Below are 21168 nucleotides of genomic sequence, written 5' to 3' on the forward strand. Positions count from 1 at the left end.
CATGGGGCACCCGGCGGCTAGTGGCTTGCGCTCTGGCGCGGGCCCGGGTGCGCGCCAGAATTGGCACTTACGCCTGGCTTCGCATTCACCGCCGGACGCGGGCTCGGGCCCGGGCTGGCGCTGACGACGGGCGCCGGATGCGTCACTTTCGCCACCGTGACCTGAGGCTTGGCAAACGCGGTGTCGTCCACCTGCGGATTCAGCGCGACCTTATCGATGATCAGCTTGTGCGTGCCTCTTGCGCCGACGACCACCGTCTCGAGCGTATGCGGCATGACGAGGCCGCCCTCCTTGCGGTAGTCGCGATAGAAGATGGCGACGTTGTGCATCTTGCCGTCGAGCTTGCGCGCATCGCCGTCGACCTTCAGTTCGAGAAAGCTGGCCGCATCGATCCATACGCGGCGCGATGTGCCGTCTTTCAGCGAAAGCTTGAGCACATACGCGCGGTGGCCCTCGACCATTTCCATGCCGAGCACTTCGATGCGCGTGCCTTTCGCCGCATAGTCCATGAGCGGACCGTCCAGTTCGGCCCACGATGCGGCCGCCTTGGCCTCCGCGGGCGTGTAGGGCTCCACTTCGTTGCGGCCGAGGAACGGCCTGACCTTCCAGCCCTGCGCGCCGTCATAGACCTGGAATGCCGTCTGGTCGTTGAAGCGGACCTCGATGCGGCTCTTGCGCGGGCGCTTGAGCGTCATCGTGAAAGGCAGCTTCGTATTCTTCGTGCCGCCCGCCTCGAGCTGCCCCGACATCGTCATCGCGTTGACGGCGTGCCACGCCTGCAGGCCGCCGCGCGCCGCGACGTTGCGCTCGACGATCTGCGCGGCGCTCATGTGCGCCGCGCCCGCGGTCTGTGCGCTCGCCGCAGAAGACCCCGCGAGCGCCATGGGAGCGCTCGCCACGAGCGTCACCACCGACGCGGTCCGGATCGCCAGCGAAAGAAAGCGGTTCATGAGTCATCTCCTCTTCATCTGCGCAGAAAAGCGCGTGCGCCATCATTCGACTATCAGCCCGTCGATGTGGAACGACCCCACGAATACGTCGACGCGCTCCCCGGCCTTGATCAGACCGCCTTTATTCGAGAACACCATCCAGTACTCCTGACCGGTTTCCAGCGGACCGCTCTGGCGCAGCGCGCCGACCTTGTCCATTACCGGGATTTCGAGCAACGCATGGCTCGTGCGCCCGAACATCACGGCCGTCGCGGTCTTTTCGCCGAGCGGCCGCGCGGCCACCGGGTCCGTCACGCGATAGCTGAAGCGGATCAGGTTGCCCGACGCCGTGCGGCGCACGCTCAGGTGATCGATGCCCTGCATCATTTCGTAGTAGCCCTTCGCGCGCTGCGGCAGGCTCGCCGGCGAGTACGGCGACTGCTTCGCCGCCGCGCTCGCACCGGCCTCGCCCACCGCCGGCTGAAGCGAGGCGGCGGCGAGGCAGATACTGCCGGCCAGCAGCACGGCCCGCGGCGACCGGTCGCGACGCTGGCTCATGGCAACGCTCCCAGTGTCTTCAGACCCGCCGGCGTCGTGACTGCGGGCGGCGTACCCACCGGCAGCACAGGCTGGCCCTGATTGCCCTGGTTGCCCTGTGCGCCCGCGGTGCCGGGCAGCCCTCCGGCGTTCGCGGCGTTCGGCAAGATCCCCTGCAGCAATCCGAGCAGCGTCGACGGATCGTTGACCCCGAGTGCGAGCGGGTACGGCTGCCCTGCGAACACGCCGGCTCTCACGAACTCGACTGCGCCGATGTCGTAGCCACCCAGCTGCGGCCGCGGCGTGCCGAAGATGTCGCGATTCGGCGCACCCGCTCCCGTGGCATGGTTGACCGCAGGCGAGGTCCCCGGGATCGTGTAGTTGCCGAGCAGCGTGTTGAGTTGCGTGCCCGTGCTCGCCTCGTTGAACAGCGACAGCGGACCGTACGACATGTTGATCCAGTTGTTGCCCTCGTCCGGCGTCGCCGACGGCAGCAGGCTGAACAACGGATTCGGCAGCACCGTGTCCGCGATGCCCGGCGGCACCGTGATGCCGATGCCACCCGCCTCCGGCGGCACGCGCGCACCGTTGCAGTACTGATGCACGACACCCGGATTCGAGCCGCTGTTGTTCGCGTTCGGATAGTCGCCGGCGTCGGTCAGGATCGAGTACCGCGGGTTCATCGTCAGACCGGACCCATGGTTGGCGGCGCCGGTGTCGCCGAACGCGCCGATGTCCCAGTAGACCGCCTTCGGATCGCAATAGCCCGTGGCGTGCCCGGCCTGATTCAGCGACGGATTCAGCGTGACCACGTTCTGCAGCCCGGCGATGCCCGGATCCAGTCCTCCCACTGTGATGTAGAACGTGCGGTTCTGCCAGAACAGGTCATTCGTGATTACCGGGTTCGAGAACGTCGTGCAGTGCGGGCTGCCCGCCGGGCACGTCACGTTCGGGCTCGTGAATGCCGCCACCAGGTTCTGCGTGTGGCGCGCGGTCTCGAGCCCGGCCGGCTCGTACTGCGACGTCGTGGTCGGCTGGCACGTCGTTTCCGAACCCGAGGTCGTGCAGTTCGGCGGCCCGACATTGGCCTGGGTCGCGGCGGCTGTGTTGAACAGCACGCCGGCCGTCGCCGTCGTGTCGTTGGAGATGACCGTGTTGTTGATGAAGCTCACGGCCACCGCGTCCTGCAGCGACACGCCGCCGCCGGCCCAGCCCGCCACGTTGTTCGCGATGATGTTGTTCGTCACCTTCACGCGATACCACCGGGAGCTGTCGTTTGGACTCCTTTGCACGTCGGTGCCGTTGACGTTCTGCAGGCGCAGGCCGCCGCCCTTGCCGCTTTCCGCCGTGTTGCCGACAATCATGTTGCCGTCGATCGTGATGCCTGGGCCCGCGCCGTCCGAAAGCTGCGGCGCACAGTCGACGTCGGTGGCCGCGTTCTCGCAGAAGGTGCCGTCAGGCGGCACGCCCTGAACGATCAGCCCGCCGCCGTACGTCGGCAGCGTCGGGTTGTTGCTCTGATTGAACAGGATCCAGTTGTGCGACAGGTCGCCGTTGTAGCTGAAGCCGAAGTGCGCGACACCGCCGCCGTCGCCGCTGCTGATATTGCCGCATACCCAGTTGTAGTTGAACTTGTAGTAGTCGGCGCCCGAACAGAACGTCACCCCTCCGGCCGAAGACGGCGTGGTCGAATTGATTTCGTCGCCATACGAAGCGTTCGACGTGACCTGGTTGTTGTGCACGTTCACGTGGACGTTGTACTGGAACGCCAGCTGGGTCACGTTATCCGCCGCGATGTTGCCGTCGGGTACTTCGACCTGGCCGACGATGATGCCGCCGGTGAGCGTTCCCGCATTGGAGAAGACGCGGTTGTTCGACACCTCCGTGTAGTGGTTCCAGCCATGCAGGTAGATACCGCCGCCGCCTTGCGAGCTGTTCGTGAACGACATGCCGTCGATGCGCGACGGGTTGCACAGGAAGTTGCTCGGATAGGCAGTGCAGTCCGCAGCGCTGTTGGTGAGCGGCGTGCAGATGCCGTTCGCCACACAGTTCTGGTCCTGGGTCAGCACACCGCCCACCAGCACGTCCTTCACGCCCTTGCCGAGCACGGTGATCGCTGCGCCTTCGTACGCGCCCATCAGCGTCGGCTCGATCAGCGTCTCCGCCAGGTTGCCGTTGAGGTTGAAATCCCAGCCGGAAGTCGGCTCGAACGGGATCCCGTCGATCTTGCGCTGCATCGAGGCGAGGCAACTGTACGCACCGGTCGAGTCGTACGGATTGCTTGCGGAGATCAGCCCGCCGTTCAGCGCATCGCCGAACAGGCACCCTACCTGCCTGCGCCACGGGTCGAGCTTGCCCGACGGATGCGGGTTCGCGTCCACGGTCACCGACGTTGCACCCACGCCCTGCAGCCGCACCGGCTTCCACATGAGCAGCATCTCCTTGTAGGTGCCCGGACCGACGACGATCATGTCGCCCGGAGCGGCATGGTCGATCGCGGTCTGGATCGCATTGCCCGCCGTGTTCTCGCCACCCACGAAGGTGGGCGCCTTGCCGCCGACCGTGACGGTGACCGCGTCGATCGAGCGCTTGCCGCTGGCCGCGGTGACGACGAGCTGGCCGCACTGGGTCGGCGTCGCCACCCCGCGCTGCTGGATCGTGCAGGCCGCATCGGCACCGAGCAGAGGCGGCACGACCACCGTGATCTTCGCGTCGCTCCACGCTGTCACCAGCGCCGGGATGCCCGCGATCGTCACGACGCCCCGTTGCTGGCCAAAACCGTAGTTGCGCGTGATGAACTTCTGGTTGAACGGCGCGCCGGTGGCACTCGGACCCGTGTAGGCGTGGTTCGGCACCTGCTGCGTGCCGACCGACGTGATCGTCAGCGTCTTCAGCGGTGAGCTGACCCACGGGCCCGCGCCGCCGTTGCTGCCCGCGGACGTATTGCCCGCAATCGCGTCGCCGGTCACCGAGGCAATGCCCGGCGTGCCGTCCGGATAGGCACAGTCGACCTGGTTATAGCCGTCCGCGAAGGCCGAGACGGGCACGACCGGCGTGTCCATGTACTGCGTCTGTCCCGGCATGAACGGAATCTCGTAGCAGAACTGGCTGTATGCCGGGTTGTAGAGCGGGTCCTTGATGGTCTGGCCCGAGTGCGCCGGGTCGGCCATATACGGGTCGTTCATGCAGGCGACCATCATCGTCGGCGCGTAGCCCGTCGGGTTCGGCGGGTTGACCTGCCAGGTCGAGTAGGTCAATCCGTTGAAGATGCCCCACTGGTCCGAATAGGTGCGCGAGATTTCGTTGCCCGCGAAGTCCTTGAACGATACCGGCACGTTCGGTACTGCGAACTTTTCGCCGAACTGCGGCGAGTACGGGTCGAACTCCGACGAGAAGTCGTCCAGCATGAAGCCGGTATAGTGCGCGGCAACGTGCGTCGAGCTGAAGATCCAGAACTTCGCCAGCACCGCGCTCTGGTCGGTGAGTTCCACCTCCTTGCGATCGCACAGGTTCCTCGAAGCCCCCGCGAACGGCGAGACTTCCTGCGAGCCCGGGAACAGGCTGATGTAGTCCGGCACGATCCGCAGCTCGCCGACGCACGGCCAGAAGCGTTCGATGGACCCGGTGTCGCCTTCGGCGTGCGGGGTCGAGCCGAGATTCGTGGTCGGATTCTGCGCGTTGTTCTGGTTGTAGGTGGAGTTCATCGCGGCCTGATCGGGCAGGATGAAGATGTCGCCGATGCCGCCGAACTGCTGCGTTACCGGTGCGATGTAGTTATCGCCGATCAGGATGTTCTTGTCCTCCTCCTTCACCAGTTCGTAGCCCGGCGGCACGATGATCTCGACCACATACTTGCCGGGCGGCAGCATCTGCGTGCCGTCACTGGTGGGATTCGCCTGGCAGATCGTGCAGTTGGTGCCGGTCGGCAGGCCGCTTTGCGGATTGCGGGTCGTGACGCTCGGGAACTGGTACATGCCGTCGTACGGCGCCGGCTGCACCTGGTTGAACACGTGCATGCCGTCATAGCACTTGAACTGCGAGTTGTTGGGCAGCGCACGCTGCTGCGGGTCGAGCCACATTTTCGTGTTCTGCAGCGTGAAGAAGTACGGATCGCTGGTGCTCTGGCCCGGACAGTTCATGTTCGGCACGCCGTCCGTCCGGAAGCCCTGGGCCCAGTCGTCCCAGCTCGCGGTCTTCGTCGTGTCGACGAGCTTCAGGCTCGTGGAGCCGTCCGCCGCGACGCCTTCCTGGTACAGGTTCACTGTGACGTTCGGCACGTCGGGCGTCCACTTCGTGTGAACCAGCAAGGCGGGGTCGTCGAACGGGCGTGTCGAGGCGTAGACGACTTCGCCGTGGATGCCGCCATTCTCGTTCGCCGCGTACTGGGTCTTGCCGAACTCGATGAACGAGCTCTGGCCCGAGAAGCCCTGCCAGCCCATCGTGGTGACCCACGGCGGATCGACCCGGCCGGTCGAAGGATTCGAGCCCGAGCGGTCGTTGCAGTCCGCGTCGTTGCAGTACACCGCGCCCGGCACCCGCAGGTTCGTCGGCAGATGGACCGATTCCTGCGTGTTCGCGTAGTTCGCGGCAATGGTCGACTTGCCTCCGCCCGGCGTGCCGTCGGGCGGACCGCCCGCGTCATAGACGACGTGCACGCCCGTCTGCTTGAAGCGGGTCAGGTCGGTATCGACGACGTACCAGTTGAACAGCGGGAACTCTTCGTTGAACGACGCATAGCCGTTCATGTCCGTGTTGTTGAAGTCCGAATAGCTGCCGTCGCGGAAACGGATGTTGGTCGGCAGCAGCGCGAGCCCTGGCTTGCTCGGGTCGCCCACGCCGTTGCCGTTCGTGTCGAGGAACGTTCGCGTATAGAGATTCGTCTGCCATTGAAGGACCGCGATGTCGCCGGCGTCCGTCACCGCGCCGCCGCCGAGCGTCACGGCCGATGCGAGCCCGTCGACGATCTGGTCGTTCCACTGGTCGAACACGGTGATTCGAGTGATGCCCGCAGGCAGGCCCGTGAAGCTGAACGTGCCGTCCGCGTTGCACTTGGTGAACGCGTAGTCTTCGCCATCCGGATCGCCCACGCTCACATAGCATTGCGTGAAGCTCAACGGCTTGCGCGACTGGCTGCCGTACAGGTGCTCGTCAGGCGGACGGCTGTAGTGCAGGTTCGTCACCCGCCCCTTGAGTCCGTTGTTGCAGGTCGAGGTGGCGCACAGCAAAGGCAGCCGCGCGTTGACGATCTTCGGGTTCGCGAAGCCGATCGAGACGTGGAAGCCCGCCGGTCCGAACTCCTGGAAGTAAGCCGGGCCGCCGATCTTGATGAACGAGTCGTGGGCCTTCTGTCCGTCCAGCGTGTTCGTCTGCAGCCACTCTTCGCCGCGCGCGATCCGGTCGGCCGCCGGCGTCGCGACAATGCCGTAGCGGCCCGGCATCAGGTTGGCGACGATCGCCTGACCGACGAGCGGCGACAGCGTCTTGCCGTCCGACTCGTATTTCGGGCAGGTCGGGACCATGCCGACCAGGCCGTCGGGGTTCGTCGAAATCGGGCACGCATTGAGTTGGGTGACCGGGTCGATCGTGCCCGCCAGCGAATTGGACAGCGGCATGTTGAACATGTCGTAAGTCATCTGTCCGGTCGGGCTGCCGCTGCCGCCGGCGTCGTCCCACAGCTTGATCTCGAAGCCGCCGAGTCCCGGCTCGCGGGCCGAGCCGAAGGTGTCGGTGCCGCCGCTCACGTCCACTTCGCCGTTCAGCGGTGCGTCATCCTCGAACACGAACACGGAAACCTTCGCTGTCGGGAACGGCGATTCCTCGAGCAGCACGTTGACCGAAGTCTGCCCTGCCGCGATCGGCGCGCCGCCCATGCCGTTGCCGCACTTGCCCGTGCCGGGCGCGAAGTTCGCGACGCTCGGACAGTCTTTGGAAATATCGAACTGCCGCTGCGCGCCCGAGGGGTTGGCCGGATCGACCGGCTGCGGAGCGCCGCCGCCGTTCGTGAACGAGTTGTAGGCGTTGCCCGGCAGGATCGAAATGTAATAGTGCTTCTTCGGATCGAGCGCGACCTGTGACGGATCCACCGGTACCTGCTGCGCCGCCGTGGTCCGGCACACGCCGTTGCCGATGTCGCACACCGCCGGCTTGTGGGTCTGGCTGACCGGATCGTAGACCGTCTGCCCCGCTTCGCACGCGGCGACGCCGACACAGCCCGCCGCCACCACCGGCATGTAGCTCGTATGGAAGTTCGCACCGAGACTCGGCACCGGCAGCGGCGGACACGTCGCCGGCCGCGTGGGCGAGTTCACCTGGCACGCCGGATCGATCTGGAACGTGCGGTCTTCCTCGATGATCCAGCGGTAGTCGCTGATCTTCACCGGCGTCTTGCCCGGCTGCGTGCTGGGCGCGTCCAGCACGTTGACGACGAGTCCGCTGCCGCCCTTGAACGTCACCGTCACGGTCGCCGTGTTGCTCGCCGTATTCTGCGCGTTCACCGCCTGATACTGGAACGTCACGCTGGCGGATGCCGCGCTGCCCGTTGGCGCCGTCGCCGGGCTCGCCGAGAACGAGCCGTCCGGATTCAGCGTGACCGAGCCGCCCGAAGGGGTGCCGACCAGCGTCGCGGTGAGCTGCAGGCCATTCGGATCGCTGGCGTAAGTGAGCACACCGGGCTCGGAGATCTGCAGCCGCGAGGCGATGTTGCTCGTATAGGCGGCGTTGCCGGCCGTGGGCGGTCCGGACTGACACCCGTTGCCCGTCGTGCACGCGGTGAGCGTCACCGTCGCCGAGGCGTTCGGATTGCCGTTCGCCTGGTACACGAAGCTGTCGGCCGTCGTCCCTTGACTCGGCGTGTAGACGAACGTGCCGTCCGGGTTCAGCGTGAGCGAGCCGCCAGTCGGTGGCGTCTTCACCTGCACGCCATAGACGTTGGCGTCCTTCGCCGCCACGCCTCGCGCCGGGTCGGACACGGTCAGCGTCTTGCCGGGGACGAAGAAATAGGTGGAACCGGTGACCGAAGCGTTCGCCACCGCGGCAGCGGACGCCGCGGTGGAGTTGTTCACGCTGATGTAACCCTGCATGCCGCCGTCACGCGCGTTGTTCGTCGACAGGCTCAGTTCGCGATCGAACACCGGCAGCGCGGAAGCGGCTGCCGCTGGCATGTTGACCAGCGCGTCGTAGGTCTTGCCGGCCGCCATGAACACTTCCGACTGAATCCGCGGATTGCCGGGCAGCACGTTGCCGTCCTCGGCGATCAACGCGAAGCCGGAGACCGGCGTGGCGCCCGTTTGCGCGCCGACCACGGCCGGCACGTGCATGCGCAGTCCCGCGTTGACGAAGCGAAGCATCACCGGCCCGGTGGTCGCGGCGCTCGTCGCGGCGAAGGTCGAAGCGCCCGGATTGGTGCGGTCGAACGAGACGCCGTTGATCAGGTAGTAGCGCGGATCGTAGTTCACCGTGGGCGGATAGCAGGTGCCGAACGCAGTCGACTTCGAATCGCCGCAGCCGCCCGGCTGCCCGGACCAGGACAGGGTTTCGCTGAAGCCCGGCGTCGCGACCGCGGCGGCGACCGCGGTGTTCTGCACCGGATCGATTTCGCTGAGCACGAGCGGCACGTCGGTGTCGTAGCTGATGCCCGGATACGCCTGCGCGGGCGTCGTGCCGTTGGCCGCCGTTCTCACCACCAGCACGCCATACAGCCCCATCGCCCCCTGGATCGACGGGTGCGTGCCCGACTCGATCAGGTAGGTGCCCGGGTTCAGGTTGCTCCACGTGAGCGCGGTGGTGCTGCCGTGCGCCACTTCGGTCGCGAACGACTGCACGCGGGCCGTTTGCGTCGGCGGCGTGAAGGTCGCGCCGCCGGGCGCGGCGGCAGCGGTCGGCCATGTGGTCGCGGTCTGGGTGGGGTGCGTCGGGCTCGGCATGCTCGTCGCCGACGTGCCCAGACCGCCGCCCAGTTGCCCGACGATCACGAGCGAGGTCGGCACGGCGCCGGGCAGGCTGTTGGCGAGATTAATCGTGAGCGGACCTGGCGGCACCGTGATGACGACGGGCGACCAGTTCGCCCCTGCCCCGGGGTTCGCCGCCGTACACGTGGCCGGCGCACCGGCCGCTGTGCAGCTGTAACCCCACATCGGCACCGCCTGCCCGTCGGACATCACGGCCGTGGTGGCCTTCGCAGTCAGCGTGACGGATGCCTGGGCGAATGCCATCCCGCTCGCGCTCAGCAATACGGAAGCGGCAATCGACGCCTTAAGCATCCCTAACAGATTTGCCTTGAGTGTGGTGGATCTCATCGCCGTTCTCCCCGCCTCTAGTTCGATTCGTCGATCAGGAACGCTTGCGGATCAACGAGCATCATCATCATCATTCCGCCAGGGAAGATGTTGTTCGTGGTGATCTCACGCTCATTGTGCGAGTGCCACATGAATGCAAAGCCAGCTTCCGTTTGCGGTGGATTCACCACGGTGCCGCTTGGCGGCGTCGTACCCGTGGGTGAAGTCGCGCGCATGGTCGCATCGGGGCCGAGATAGGGGCTGCCGCCGTACCAGAAGCCGTTGGTCAGCACGTGCGAGTCGGGCAACGTCACCGGGCCGCCGCTCCCCACCTTGCCGAACGGATGGGTTTCGAGCGCCTTGTTGTGATCCGCGCACCACTCGTAATAGTTCGGCGCCGTCGGATCCTGCGTGTAGTAGCCGTTTGCATCCGGGATGCAGACGCTGCCGTCGCCGGGGTAGTGCCCATAGACGTCCCAGTTCAGCCCCTTGCCCGTCCAGTAGAAGATCCCGTCCATCGCAAGGCCCGGCGTCGTCGTGGTCGTGAACAGCAGCGGGCCGGCGACCTTGGTCGCGTCCGTTTTGGCGAGCAGCATGTTGCCGTCGCGCGCGAGCACGCGCACGTGATTGCCGTGCTCGTGGAATGGATGCTGCCAGCGGCCCGTGCCGATGATCCGCAGCAGCACCAGCTCGCCGGGGTGCATGTGCGGATTGCCGTTGTATGGCTGATTCGGATATTGCGCCGCGTAGTTCGGGTCCATGTCGTCCGGCATCGAGCGTCCGTTCACCATGTAGTACGCCGGGTGATAAGGCTCCGTTTCGACGGTCATGCAGCCGGTTGGACTCGTGCAGGCGTTGCTGGCCTGCTGCTCCGCCTGTGCGTGAATGCGCGGATCCATTTCGGAGAACTGAAACAGATACTCGCGGTCGTAGCACGCCGCGCTGTGATTGTAGGCCGCCGCGGCATTGCGGAAGTCGGGCTGGCCGTCCAGCAGCTTGCGCGTGCCCTGGATCGGGTTGCAGCCGGTCGGCACGGCGAGCGTGCCGGGCGACGACGTGGGCAGCACGATGACCGCGCCATACAGGCCCATTTCGATCTGCAGATCGCCCTGCGTGCCGCTGTAGTAAGCGTGCGTGCCCGGTGTGGCGGCGATGAAGCTGTAGGTGACCGTGACGGTGTGGGACGCCTCACGCGTGAGCAGGCCCTGCACGCCCGTCGGCGTGCCGGAGCAGAGCCGCGTCGTCGGGTCGATCGTCCCCATGCAGACGTCGAACCCGGGAAAGAGGATCGACGTGTTGCCCGCCGCCGCCGGCAGATTGTTGGTGAGCGTCACCGTGACGATGTCGCCCTGGTTGACGATCAGCGTCGGGCCGGGAATCTGCATGCTCGGGCAGTTCGCACCGGCAATGTTGGGCGGCGAGAATCCGGCCGGCGCGGAGTTGCAGCCGTAGCCCCACGAATAGACGCTGTTGCCGTCCGGCTGGGTGATGCGGCTCGCCTCGGCGCGCAGGTCGAAATGCGTTCCCGTGATGCCAGGCGCGGCCGCATGCACCTGCATGCAGAAGAGCGCCGCGAGCGCCGCCACGCCGAACCGTGCAAGCCGTCCGAGGCGCGCGAGGGTCGCGATCCCGATGCGGTAAGTGATGTGTCCCACGGCTCTTCTCCTAAGTGCAGGACTTCCTGGCCGGGTCCATGGCAGGCCAGCCATGAACCGTCTTTATCGCGTGCATGATGCGTCTCATAGCGTGCAGACCTTCGTCTTCGGATCCACCGACCTGCAGATGTGCACCTCGGTCATCAGGCCTCCGAAGTTTTCCTGGTCGTTCGCCAGATGATCCAGATTCGGCGTGTACAGGTAGAAGACCTGCCCGGACTGATACTTCGTCGTGTCGCTGGCGTCGAGGATCAGGTCGAGCGACTCCCCGCCGCCGAGCGTGATCGAGTTCGTGTAGTAGGTCATGTCGTTGCCGGCCATGTCGCGCAGCAGCCGCGCATTGACCGCGACCACGTGCATCGGAATGCCGAGCGAGGCGAGCGTCTGATATTCGGTGACGTCGAGATCGGAGATGCGCAGCAGCACCTTGCCGCCGACGGGGATATTGATCAGCGACGGCAGCGGTTGCGAGAAGCGCGGCACGCCGTCCGACGCCGGCGTCGAAAGCGGATTCGGATTGACGGTGTCCGGATAGCTGCGGCCATTCAGCATGAAAAACTTGTCTTTCATGTCGGTGAAGGGCTCCGGATTGAACGTCATGCCGACGAAGTGGAAGTTCGGATCGAAGCCGTGGATCTGCACCGGGTACTCGACGTCGTAGGCGGTCGAGCCGTCGCCGTCGTTGTACGCGTAGAGCGTGGGCGTCCCGCTCAGGTTGTTCACGTGCAGCACGCCGTTTTGCGGTGGCAGCGGCGTCGTGCACAGAATGTCGGTGCCGCACCGCGTGCGCAGATCCTGCTGCTGCAGCACCAGCGACTGGTAGAGCGACTGGCCTGCGGGTACGCGGTTCTGACGCGGACGCACGAAGATCTGGCCGACCATGCCCATCTGCAGGTGCTCCGGCGGCGTGATGTGGCAGTGCCAGAAGTAGGTGCCCGCATCCGGCGCGAGGTAGTAGTACGTGAAGCTCGCGCCGATGTTGATCGCGACCGACGCGTCCGGCACGCCGTCATAGAATGACGAGGCATTCGGATAGCCGTGGAAGTGCACCGTGTGCTTCTCGAACAGGTCAGGGCGCATGATCATGCCGACGTTCGTGAGCGTGAGGAAGAACTCGTCGTCCTCGTCGATCGCCATCATCGGCGCGGGCTCGTTGCCGTTCATCACGCCGATGTCCATGATCGGCCGCGGGTCGACATGGCCCGTGAGCTGGCCGGGCGGCGTGGATTCCGGATCGGGCGTGAGACCGACCGCGCCGTTATAGGTCGGGTCGGTTCTCGGATCGCCGACGGTGTTGAACACCGAGGCGAACTGCGTGCCGGGCAGGCCCGCCTTGATGTCGGCGAGACCGGACAGCGGCCCGAACGCGAACAGATAGGTCTGCACACCATTGGCCATCGTCGCGTAACCGTCGCCACCCGAGATCTGCTGGCACTTGATGGCGCCGTTGACGACACCCGTCGATGCCGAGGTCTGGCCCGTGAAGGACGGTCCCGTGTACGGCGGTTCGCCGGCGCCCGCCGCCAGCGCCGTCGGATGGGAGGGCGTGGTCGGCGGGCATTGAACCATGAACGACTGGGAAAATGAGGGGATCGCAAACATCATGCACAGCAGGGCTGCCACGCTATTGCGACACATGCGGATGCTGAACATATGACCTCCGTCCTTGGGGTCAAGCAGCGCGTCAGGCGCTGAACGTCACGCTCAACTGCAGTTGCGGGCTGATGCGATCGTCACACTGACCCGTATGTGGATTCTGGATATGGGCAGCGGAGCCTGCGATGGGTCACCTCCCTACACTTGCAGTAGGGCAAACCCATCGCGTTGCGCGGTCGCGTTGCTGACGGGCGATGGAGTGTGTCCTGGCCCACACAAGCGACCCGTCATGCCGAGATTCCGGCATGGAAGCGGACCGCTCGCGCAGCGCCATTGCTTTCATTAGCATTTCAGATCGACGTGGTTCTTCGAATCCATCTGAGGATTGAAAGGTCGTTCTTATGTGCCCTGTGGCATATAGCGGCGAACTTTCCGATGGGTACAATCCCCCCTATTCACGTCACGCGAAAATGCGAATACCGCGGACGCTTCTCGATCACGCGGTCAGACGGACGGCACTCACCTCCTGGTCTCATGCCGGCGAGGGACTTGGCGGACTTAGCGGCGGGAGTGGGACATGGATTTTCTGGAAAAGAGAGCGGTGGTGAATCTCGTCGAACGCACAGATCACGCTCTTGAAGTCGTCGAACTGGAAAGCGCGAAGCGGACCTACTACCCCACCATGTCGATGTGGTTGAAGCTGGAACAGCTTCAGGTGGCGCAGCAGCTCGTCGAGCCGCTGGATCAGGACCGGCAGCCGGTTCTGTCCACATCGCTCCACGGCGTGGCGCATCTCGACGGCCAGGAGCTTGCGATCATTGGCCTTCCCCAGCTGGCGACGCGCATGCTTCAGGTGAGCTTCGAAGCCCGCGACGTCAGCACGGCCGACCGGCTTGGCCTGCGCGCGCTGGAAGACGAACTGGGCAACTCGATGTCCGATGTGGCGCTCGGCACCGCCCGGCTAGGCTTCAATCCCGCCGACGACGAGGCCGGAGAGCCCGATCAATGGTGGCTCGCGTGCCACATTCCCCCCGCCTGCCTGCAGGTGCTCGCGAAGGCGATCTCGGACGGCCAGCTTGGCGCGGTAGAGCTGGGTCTGGCAATGCGGCACCTCTATACGTCCGAAGATCCCGCGGCCGAGCCGGCACGCCAGCCCCGGCTCTTTCTCCGTCCCAATGAAAGCGACGACACGATCGAATGGCCGAACATAGCGACTGGCTATGTCACCCACCTGCGGATCGACTTTGCAACGGCGTCATTGCGTGGCTCGGCGGCGAGCAGCGACCCGGAGGGAGCGGCGAAGGTCGTCGCGGAAGCCGTGAGCTCGCTGGGACCGACGCTCCTCAACCTCAGACTGACGGTAAGGTGGATCGGCATCCTCATTGCGGTGCTGCTCTTCCTTGAAGTGCTCGAGCGGCTGCAGATCTGACCCGGCGCCTGCCTCGGGCGCGCAAACGCAAAGCTGGACGCATTTCGGGCGCAAAGGCGCGGCTCGAACGCGCCGCCCCGCCTTAGCCTTTCCCCACGGGAAAGCACGCTTCACCCTTCCTCAATTTTCGCGCTCGCGAAAATCTCCCACACTTGCCATCACGCCGGTTCCGTACCGTTCGTACGGAGTTGCGCCCGACCGCGGCTCGTGACGCGGCATCGACAATACTGGAGACAGCATGAACAGCCATCCCCTCGACCTGGGCGGCAGCGCGCCGGGCGAAGCGCCACGCCGCCCGCTCACCGCGGAAGCCCCGTTGCCAAGCCCTCAGGGCGTCACGCTCAGCAGCTTCATGGACGACATGCCCGTGGGCGCGCTGCACCGCTTCGTGGTGTGGGTGATCGGCATCGGCCTCTTCTTCGACATGTACGAGATCTTTCTCGTCAGCTCGATCGGCTCCGCGCTGCAGAACGAATACGGGCTCGATGCGCACAGCCTCGCGTTCAAGCTCTTGCTGGCCTCGGCCTTCGTCGGCATGTTTTTCGGCTCGCTATTCCTCGGCAGTCTCGCCGACCGCATCGGCCGGCGGCGCGCCTTCCTGTTCACGCTCGTGTGGTACAGCGCGTTCTCGCTGCTCGCCGCATTTTCCGTGAACGCCACCATGCTCGTGGTGTGCCGCTTTCTGACCGGCGTGGGCGTCGGTGCGATCTATCCCGTGGCCGATAGTTTCCTTTCGGAGATCCTGCCGAAGGAGAAACGCGGCCGGATGGCCGCGTGGGCCTATACCACCTCGTACGTCGCGGTGCCGCTGGTCGGCTTCCTCGCGGTTTGGCTCAATCCGATCCATCCTGCCGGCATTGCGGGATGGCGCATCATTCTCGCCATCGGCAGCCTCGGCGCCCTGTTCGTGCTGGCCGTGCAGCATCGCCTGCCGGAAAGCCCGCGCTGGCTGCTGGCGCAAGGCCGCACCGACGAAGCCTATGCCACCCTGGGCCGCTTCGCGCAAAGCGCCGGCGCGCCGATGCCGAAACGCTTTGCCGAGCCGCATACGCGCCAGCATCCGCTGCGCCTCTCGGAGCGCATTGCCGTGCTGCGGCGCGCACCCTACGACAAGCGCTATGTCATGCTCGTCGTGTTTCACCTGTTCCAGGCCTTCGGCTACTACGGCTTCGGCACGCTCGCGGGCGTCGTCGTGAAGAGCCGCGGCATCGACGTGACGGGCAGCACGCTGTTCGTCGCCCTCTCGTTCCTCGGCTACCCGATCGGCTCGCTGCTTTCCGTGCCGCTGCTCAACTGGATCGAGCGCCGCACGCTCGTGATCGCCTCGCTGATCTCCATCGGCATTTTTGGTCTTGGCTTCGCGTACTCGGGACAGGCCGCGCTGATCGTTTGCTTCGGCGTGCTGACGACCTGTGCGTCGAATGTGTTCAGCAACGCTTACCACGTGTACCAGGCCGAAATTTTCCCCGCCAGCGTGCGCTCGACGGCGATCGGCAGCACCTATTCGCTCTCGCGCATCATGAGCAGCGCCCTGCCCTTCATCCTGTTGCCGGTGCTCACGCAGCACGGCCCGATCGCGATGTTCGGCGTGATCTCCGCCGCGCTGGCCATCGTCGCCGTGACCCTGCGTGCGCTCGGGCCCCTCACCACGCGGCGCAGCCAGGACGAGATCAATCCGGTCTGACCGCCCGATCCCTCGAGCGTCCCAGCATCATCGGGGCGGCTGCCGCGTCTTGCGGGGCCGCCCCGCTTTTCATTGCTCCGCGCGCGCCGACATGTAGTCGAACAGGCTCACGATGTCCGAGCTCGGCGCGCTATCCGCCTTCATGCCGATCCAGAGCGTGCGCGTCGCCCACGTGTCCGCCAGCTTGACCTTGACGACGCCGGCCTTGCCGCGCTCGTCGCTCACCGCGTCGCGCGGCAGCACGCCGATACCCAGTCCCGCTTCGATCATGCGGAACACGCCGTCGAAGTTCGAGGCCTGGATACGCAGCTTCAGCGATCGCTCGATGGCAAATGCCGCGTCCGTCATGCGCGCGAGCAGCGAGCTGCCATCGCTCAGGCCCACGTAGTCCTCATCGAGCGTATCGGCGAAGCGGATCACCTCGAGTTGCGCAAAGTGATGACTGCGCGGCACGAGCAGCACGAGTTCGTCGCGGCGATAGAGCCGCCGCTCGATGCCGGGCGCGGGCACGTTGTCGGCGAACACGCCGAGGTCGGCCTTGCCTGCGCCAAGCGCCTCGACGATTTCGTGGCTCAGCCGCTCTTCGAGACTGACCTTGATGCCCGGATGCTCGTTCAGGAAAGAGGCGAGATCGACGGGCAGAAACTGCACGATTGCCGATGTATTCGCCCACATGCGCACGTGCCCGCGCACGCCGGCGGCGTAATCGCTCATTTCGGTGGCCATGCGATTGACCTGATCGACCACGCGCGTGGCGTGCTCCAGCAGCGCATGCCCCGCGGGCGTGAGATCCACGCCGCGCGCGCGGCGGAGGAACAAGGCGCAGTCGGTCACGCTTTCGAGTTCGGCAATGCGCTTGCTGACCGCCGAAAGCGTGAGCTGCCCGTGCTCGGCGGCCTTGGTGAGGCTGCCATGTTCCGCGACGAGCAGAAAGACCCGCAGCGACTGCAGATCGAAGTGAAGTGGATTGACCATGATGAATGGGGCAAAGCCGGCGCGAGAGACGATTGTCCTGCATCGCGGGCCTGGGAGGAAGTGCAGATCGGAGAATGGAGAGGCGGACGTGCTGCGATGCACGCCCGCGTGCCGGCCGCGCGGGCCGGCGTGCTCGCCGCGAAACCGGCGCCCCCCGGCTCAACGGCGAAAACTGGCGAGAGGGATCAACCGGCCTGGATCAGCTCGGAAATTTCGATGAGATTCAGATCCGGGTCGCGCACATAGACGGAACGGATCTTCTGCGTCGCGCCGGTGCGCTCGACCGGACCTTCGACGATCGGCCAGTGCTTCTGCGCGAGATGCGCGATCACCGCATCGAGCGGGACCGCGGCGATGAAGCACAGATCGAGCGCACCCGGCACCGGCACATGCGCCTTGGGCTCGAATTCCGCGCCACGCACATGCAGATTGATCTTCTGGTTGCCGAAGCGAAACGCGAGCCGCCCCGCGCCGAAGGTCTCCAGTTGCATCTGCAACACTTCCGTATAAAAGTGCTTCGTGGCCTCGGGGTCCACGCAGGTCAGCACCAGATGGTCGAGGTGGTCGATCAATGCCATGCTTCACTCCTTGTCATGCGAGCGCCCGTTGTACGGGCATACCTTGCGCCTGTTCCGGCACCGGATGCAGGTCGAGACGGCGGCCGGCCTTGAGAATCTGGCTGGGCACGTCGTGGCCGATCATGCCGGGCAACAGCGCGGCGGCATCGAGCACGGCGGCGAGATTGACACCGGTGTCGTAGCCGTCGAGTTCGAGCATGTGCACGAGTTCTTCCGTGCACACGTTGCCGCTCGCGCCCGGCGCGTACGGACAGCCGCCGAGACCGCCGAGCGAGGCGTCGAAGCGCACGATGCCCGCATCGAGCGCCGCAAGCGTGTTGGCGAGCGCCATGCCGCGCGTATTGTGGAAGTGCAGCGTCAGTTCGAGCGCGCCGAACGCCTGCGCGGCGCTCTCGCACAACGCGCGCACCTGCGCGGGATGCGCCATGCCGGTAGTATCGCAAAGTGTGACGCCCTGCACGCCCAGTTCGGCGAACCGCTGCATCCAGCCGAGCACGTCCTCCACGGGCACGTCGCCTTCCATCGGGCAGCCCATTGCTGTGGAGAGCGAAACATTGATCGCCACGCCCGTGCCGCGCACCGCGTCGATCACGTCGCGCAACTGTGCGAACGACTGCTCGCGCGTCATGCGCAGGTTGGTGCGATTGTGGGTCTCGCTCACCGACATCACGAGGTTTACTTCGTTGACGTTGCACGACAGCGCGCGTTCGGCGCCGCGCACGTTCGGCACGAGCACCGTATAGACGACGCCCGGCACGCGCTTGATGCCGTGCATCACCGCCTCGGCGTCGCGCAGCGCGGGAATCGCTTTGGGCGAAGTGAACGAGGTCACTTCGATCTTCGCGTAGCCGCAGGCGCTCAGGCGGTCGATCAGCGCGATCTTGTCGTCGGTGTCGATGAAGGCGGCTTCGTTCTGGAAGCCGTCGCGCGTCGCGACTTCGTTCAGATACAGCACCTTGCCCTTGAAGTTGTCCTTATTTCCAGTCGTCATCTTGCCGTTCTCCGTTCAGATCACGCCGCGCGCGCGCCATGCTTCGCGCGTTGCGGCGTCCACGCCTATCGATTCCAGCACCGTGTCGGTATGCTCGCCGAGCGTCGGCGCGCTGCGCTCGATCGTGCCGGGCGTGCCGCACAGTTTGGGCACCACGCCCGGCACCTGCACCGCCGTGCCGTCGGGCAAGGTGTCGTCCACGATCATCCCGCGGGCGTGGTAATGCGGATCGGCCGCGATGTCCGCGACGTCGTAGATGCGCCCCGCCGGAATGCGCGCTTCGTTGAGCGCCGCGAGCACCTGGTCGAGCGTGTGTCGCGCGGTCCATTCGCCGATCGCAGCGTCGATGCGCTCGACCTGCGCGACGCGTCCGTCGTTCTGCGCGAGCGCCGGATCGCTGCCCAGGTCCGCGCGGCCGATCAGCTCCATCAGGCGGCGATAGATGCTGTCGCCGTTGCCTGCGATCAGCGCGTACTTGCCGTCGCTGCAGCGGTAGGCGTTGCTTGGTGCGATGCCGGGCAGGCTGCTGCCCGCCGGCTGGCGCACGGCGCCGAACACCGAATACTCGGGCAACAGGCTTTCCATCATGTTGAAGACCGACTCGTAGAGCGCGACGTCCACGACCTGGCCCCGTCCGCCCTGCTGCTCGCGGTGCCGCAGCGCCAGCAGGATGCCGATCACGCCATGCAGCGCGGAGAGTGAATCGCCGATCGAGATGCCCACGCGCACCGGCGTGCGCTCGGGCTCCCCGCTCAGGTGGCGCAGGCCGCCCATCGCTTCGGCGACCACGCCGAAACCAGGCCGGTCGCGATACGGGCCGGTCTGCCCGTAGCCCGAGACGCGCAGCATGATGAGCCCGGGATTGATCGCGCTGAGTTCGTCCCAGCCGAGGCCCCAGCCTTCGAGCGTGCCAGGGCGGAAATTTTCGATCAGCACGTCGGTTTCCGACACGAGACGGCGAATCACGTCCTGCCCTTCGGGCGTGCGCAGATCGAGCGTGATGGAGTCCTTGTTGCGCGACTGGGCGGCCCACCAGACCGACGTGCCGTCGTGCAGCAGGCGCCACTTGCGCAACGGATCGCCCACGCCGGGCGGCTCCACCTTGATGACGCTCGCGCCGAATTCGGCGAGCATGCGCCCAGCAAACGGACCCGCGATGAGCTGTCCGAGCTCCAGAACGCGGATTCCTTCGAGTGGTCGTGGCATGGCTGTGTCTCCTGTCGACCAGAGTTGGGGCAAAGCTGTCGATCAGAGTTGGCGCTTTAGCGCTTACTCTGATCCCATGCAAAGCTCCTGACTCTGATCCCATGAAAGGGGTTATTTCGGACTGTCTGCGACTGACTATGGGAGACATGATGAACCGGACCGCACCCTTTGATAATCGATGCTTGCTCAATCTGGCTTGAGCAAATGGAAAGGCTGCGCGAGCCCCTATGGCGCCGCGTCGCTGCGAATTTCCTCACCGGAAACCCAGTTGGCGGATCGAGCAAGCCAGCCCGGCGCCCAGTGCGCGACAATGGACGTACTGCCCCTCTTTCGTTCAGGCCAGACATCATGCACGTCGTTTTTCTCGATCGCGCGACGCTCGCGCCCCAGACGCGGCTTCGTCCGCTGCCGTTCGACCACACCCTGGAAACCTTCGAGCGCACCGCGCCCGAAGAGGTCGCCACGCGCATTCGCAACGCCGACATCGTCATCACGAACAAGGCGCGCATTGGCGCCGAAGCGCTGGCTGGCGCGCCCCGCCTGCGCATGGTCGCCGTCGCCGCCACGGGCACGGACAACGTGGATCTGCACGCCTGCGCGGCGCGCGGCATCGTCGTGAGCAACGTGCGCGACTACGCCGGCAACAGCGTGCCGGAACATACGTTCGCGTTGATATTCGCGCTGCGCCGCAGCCTGGCTGCCTATCGCGACGCCGTGCGCGCGGGCCGCTGGCTCGAATCGGGACAGTTCTGCTTCTTTGATTTTCCGATCCGCAATCTCGCGGGTTCGACGCTCGGCGTCATCGGGGACGGCGCACTGGGACAAGCCGTTGCGCAAATGGGACGCGCGCTGGGCCTGCGCGTGCTGTTCGCCGCGCGCAAAACGCGCAACGACGCGCAAGCGGGCTACGTGCCGCTCGAAGCGCTGCTAGAAGAAAGCGACATCATCACGCTGCATTGTCCGCTCACCGCGGAAACGCGGGATCTGATCGACGCCACGGCATTCGCGCGCATGAAGCGGCGGCCCTTGCTGATCAATACGGCGCGTGGGGGACTCGTGAACGAAGCGGCGTTGGTGGACGCCCTGCAAAGCGGCGCGATTTCAGGCGCGGGTTTCGATGTCGTGACGCAGGAACCGTTGCCTGCCGATCATCCGTTTCAGGCCGTCGTCTCGCATCCGGCGTTCATCCTCACACCCCACGTTGCGTGGGCGAGCGATGAAGCCATGCAGGCACTTGCGGATCAACTCGTCGAAAACATTGCGGCGTTTTGCGAAGGCAAGCCGCGCAATCTGGTTAGTGCGCGTTGAGCGCGAG

At 65.6% G+C, this 21168-nt stretch carries 12 protein-coding genes; 3 read left to right on the plus strand and 9 right to left on the minus strand.

Annotated elements, in window-relative coordinates; all coding sequences use genetic code 11:
• Positions 1–17 precede the first annotated feature (17 nt).
• The 5 genes from AB4Y35_RS40565 to AB4Y35_RS40585 form a co-directional block, all read right to left on the minus strand.
• Positions 18–884, minus strand: a complete 867-nt coding sequence (locus tag AB4Y35_RS40565; protein ID WP_368708721.1) for an outer membrane lipoprotein-sorting protein — start codon at positions 882–884, stop codon at positions 18–20.
• Positions 885–992: 108 nt separating this feature from the next.
• Positions 993–1487, minus strand: coding sequence for a hypothetical protein (locus tag AB4Y35_RS40570; protein WP_368692425.1), 495 nt, complete (start codon positions 1485–1487; stop codon positions 993–995).
• The gene (locus tag AB4Y35_RS40575; RefSeq protein WP_368708697.1) at positions 1484–9760 is read right to left on the minus strand and encodes an Ig-like domain-containing protein; all 8277 of its coding nucleotides are present in this window, start codon (positions 9758–9760) and stop codon (positions 1484–1486) included. Before AB4Y35_RS40575 ends, AB4Y35_RS40570 begins: the two co-directional genes overlap by 4 nt.
• Positions 9761–9777: 17 nt before the next feature.
• Positions 9778–11298: a multicopper oxidase domain-containing protein gene (locus tag AB4Y35_RS40580; RefSeq protein ID WP_368708722.1), complete on the minus strand. Its 1521-nt coding sequence runs from the start codon at positions 11296–11298 to the stop codon at positions 9778–9780.
• A gap of 180 nt (positions 11299–11478) precedes the next feature.
• Positions 11479–13047 carry a multicopper oxidase domain-containing protein gene (locus AB4Y35_RS40585; RefSeq protein WP_368692423.1) on the minus strand — a complete coding sequence of 523 codons (1569 nt, stop codon included), beginning with the start codon at positions 13045–13047 and terminating at the stop codon, positions 11479–11481.
• 520 nt (positions 13048–13567) lie between these two features.
• Between AB4Y35_RS40585 and AB4Y35_RS40590 the strand changes: the two genes are divergently transcribed.
• Entirely contained in the window at positions 13568–14419 is an 852-nt protein-coding gene (locus AB4Y35_RS40590) for a hypothetical protein (RefSeq protein ID WP_368708698.1), read from the plus strand.
• A gap of 238 nt (positions 14420–14657) precedes the next feature.
• Entirely contained in the window at positions 14658–16103 is a 1446-nt protein-coding gene (locus AB4Y35_RS40595; protein ID WP_368708699.1) for an MFS transporter, read from the plus strand.
• 69 nt (positions 16104–16172) lie between these two features.
• Here AB4Y35_RS40595 and AB4Y35_RS40600 read toward each other — a convergent pair whose 3' ends face one another.
• From AB4Y35_RS40600 to AB4Y35_RS40615, 4 genes are all read right to left on the minus strand, one after another.
• Positions 16173–17078: a LysR family transcriptional regulator gene (locus tag AB4Y35_RS40600; protein WP_368708700.1), complete on the minus strand. Its 906-nt coding sequence runs from the start codon at positions 17076–17078 to the stop codon at positions 16173–16175.
• Between the two features lie 185 nt (positions 17079–17263).
• Entirely contained in the window at positions 17264–17656 is a 393-nt protein-coding gene (locus tag AB4Y35_RS40605; protein WP_368692419.1) for a VOC family protein, read from the minus strand.
• A gap of 13 nt (positions 17657–17669) precedes the next feature.
• Positions 17670–18647 (minus strand): hydroxymethylglutaryl-CoA lyase, encoded by a 978-nt coding sequence (locus AB4Y35_RS40610; RefSeq protein ID WP_368708701.1) that lies wholly within the window; start codon positions 18645–18647, stop codon positions 17670–17672.
• Between the two features lie 15 nt (positions 18648–18662).
• Complete coding sequence (locus AB4Y35_RS40615; RefSeq protein ID WP_368708702.1) at positions 18663–19853, minus strand: CaiB/BaiF CoA transferase family protein; 1191 nt, start codon at positions 19851–19853, stop codon at positions 18663–18665.
• 348 nt (positions 19854–20201) lie between these two features.
• Here AB4Y35_RS40615 and AB4Y35_RS40620 point away from each other — a divergent pair, with 348 nt between their 5' ends.
• Positions 20202–21161, plus strand: a complete 960-nt coding sequence (locus tag AB4Y35_RS40620; protein WP_368708703.1) for a D-2-hydroxyacid dehydrogenase — start codon at positions 20202–20204, stop codon at positions 21159–21161.
• The last annotated feature ends 7 nt before the right edge of the window (positions 21162–21168 follow it).

It is taken from the genome of Paraburkholderia sp. EG286A (assembly GCF_040965375.1).
In the GTDB taxonomy this organism is placed as follows: domain Bacteria; phylum Pseudomonadota; class Gammaproteobacteria; order Burkholderiales; family Burkholderiaceae; genus Paraburkholderia.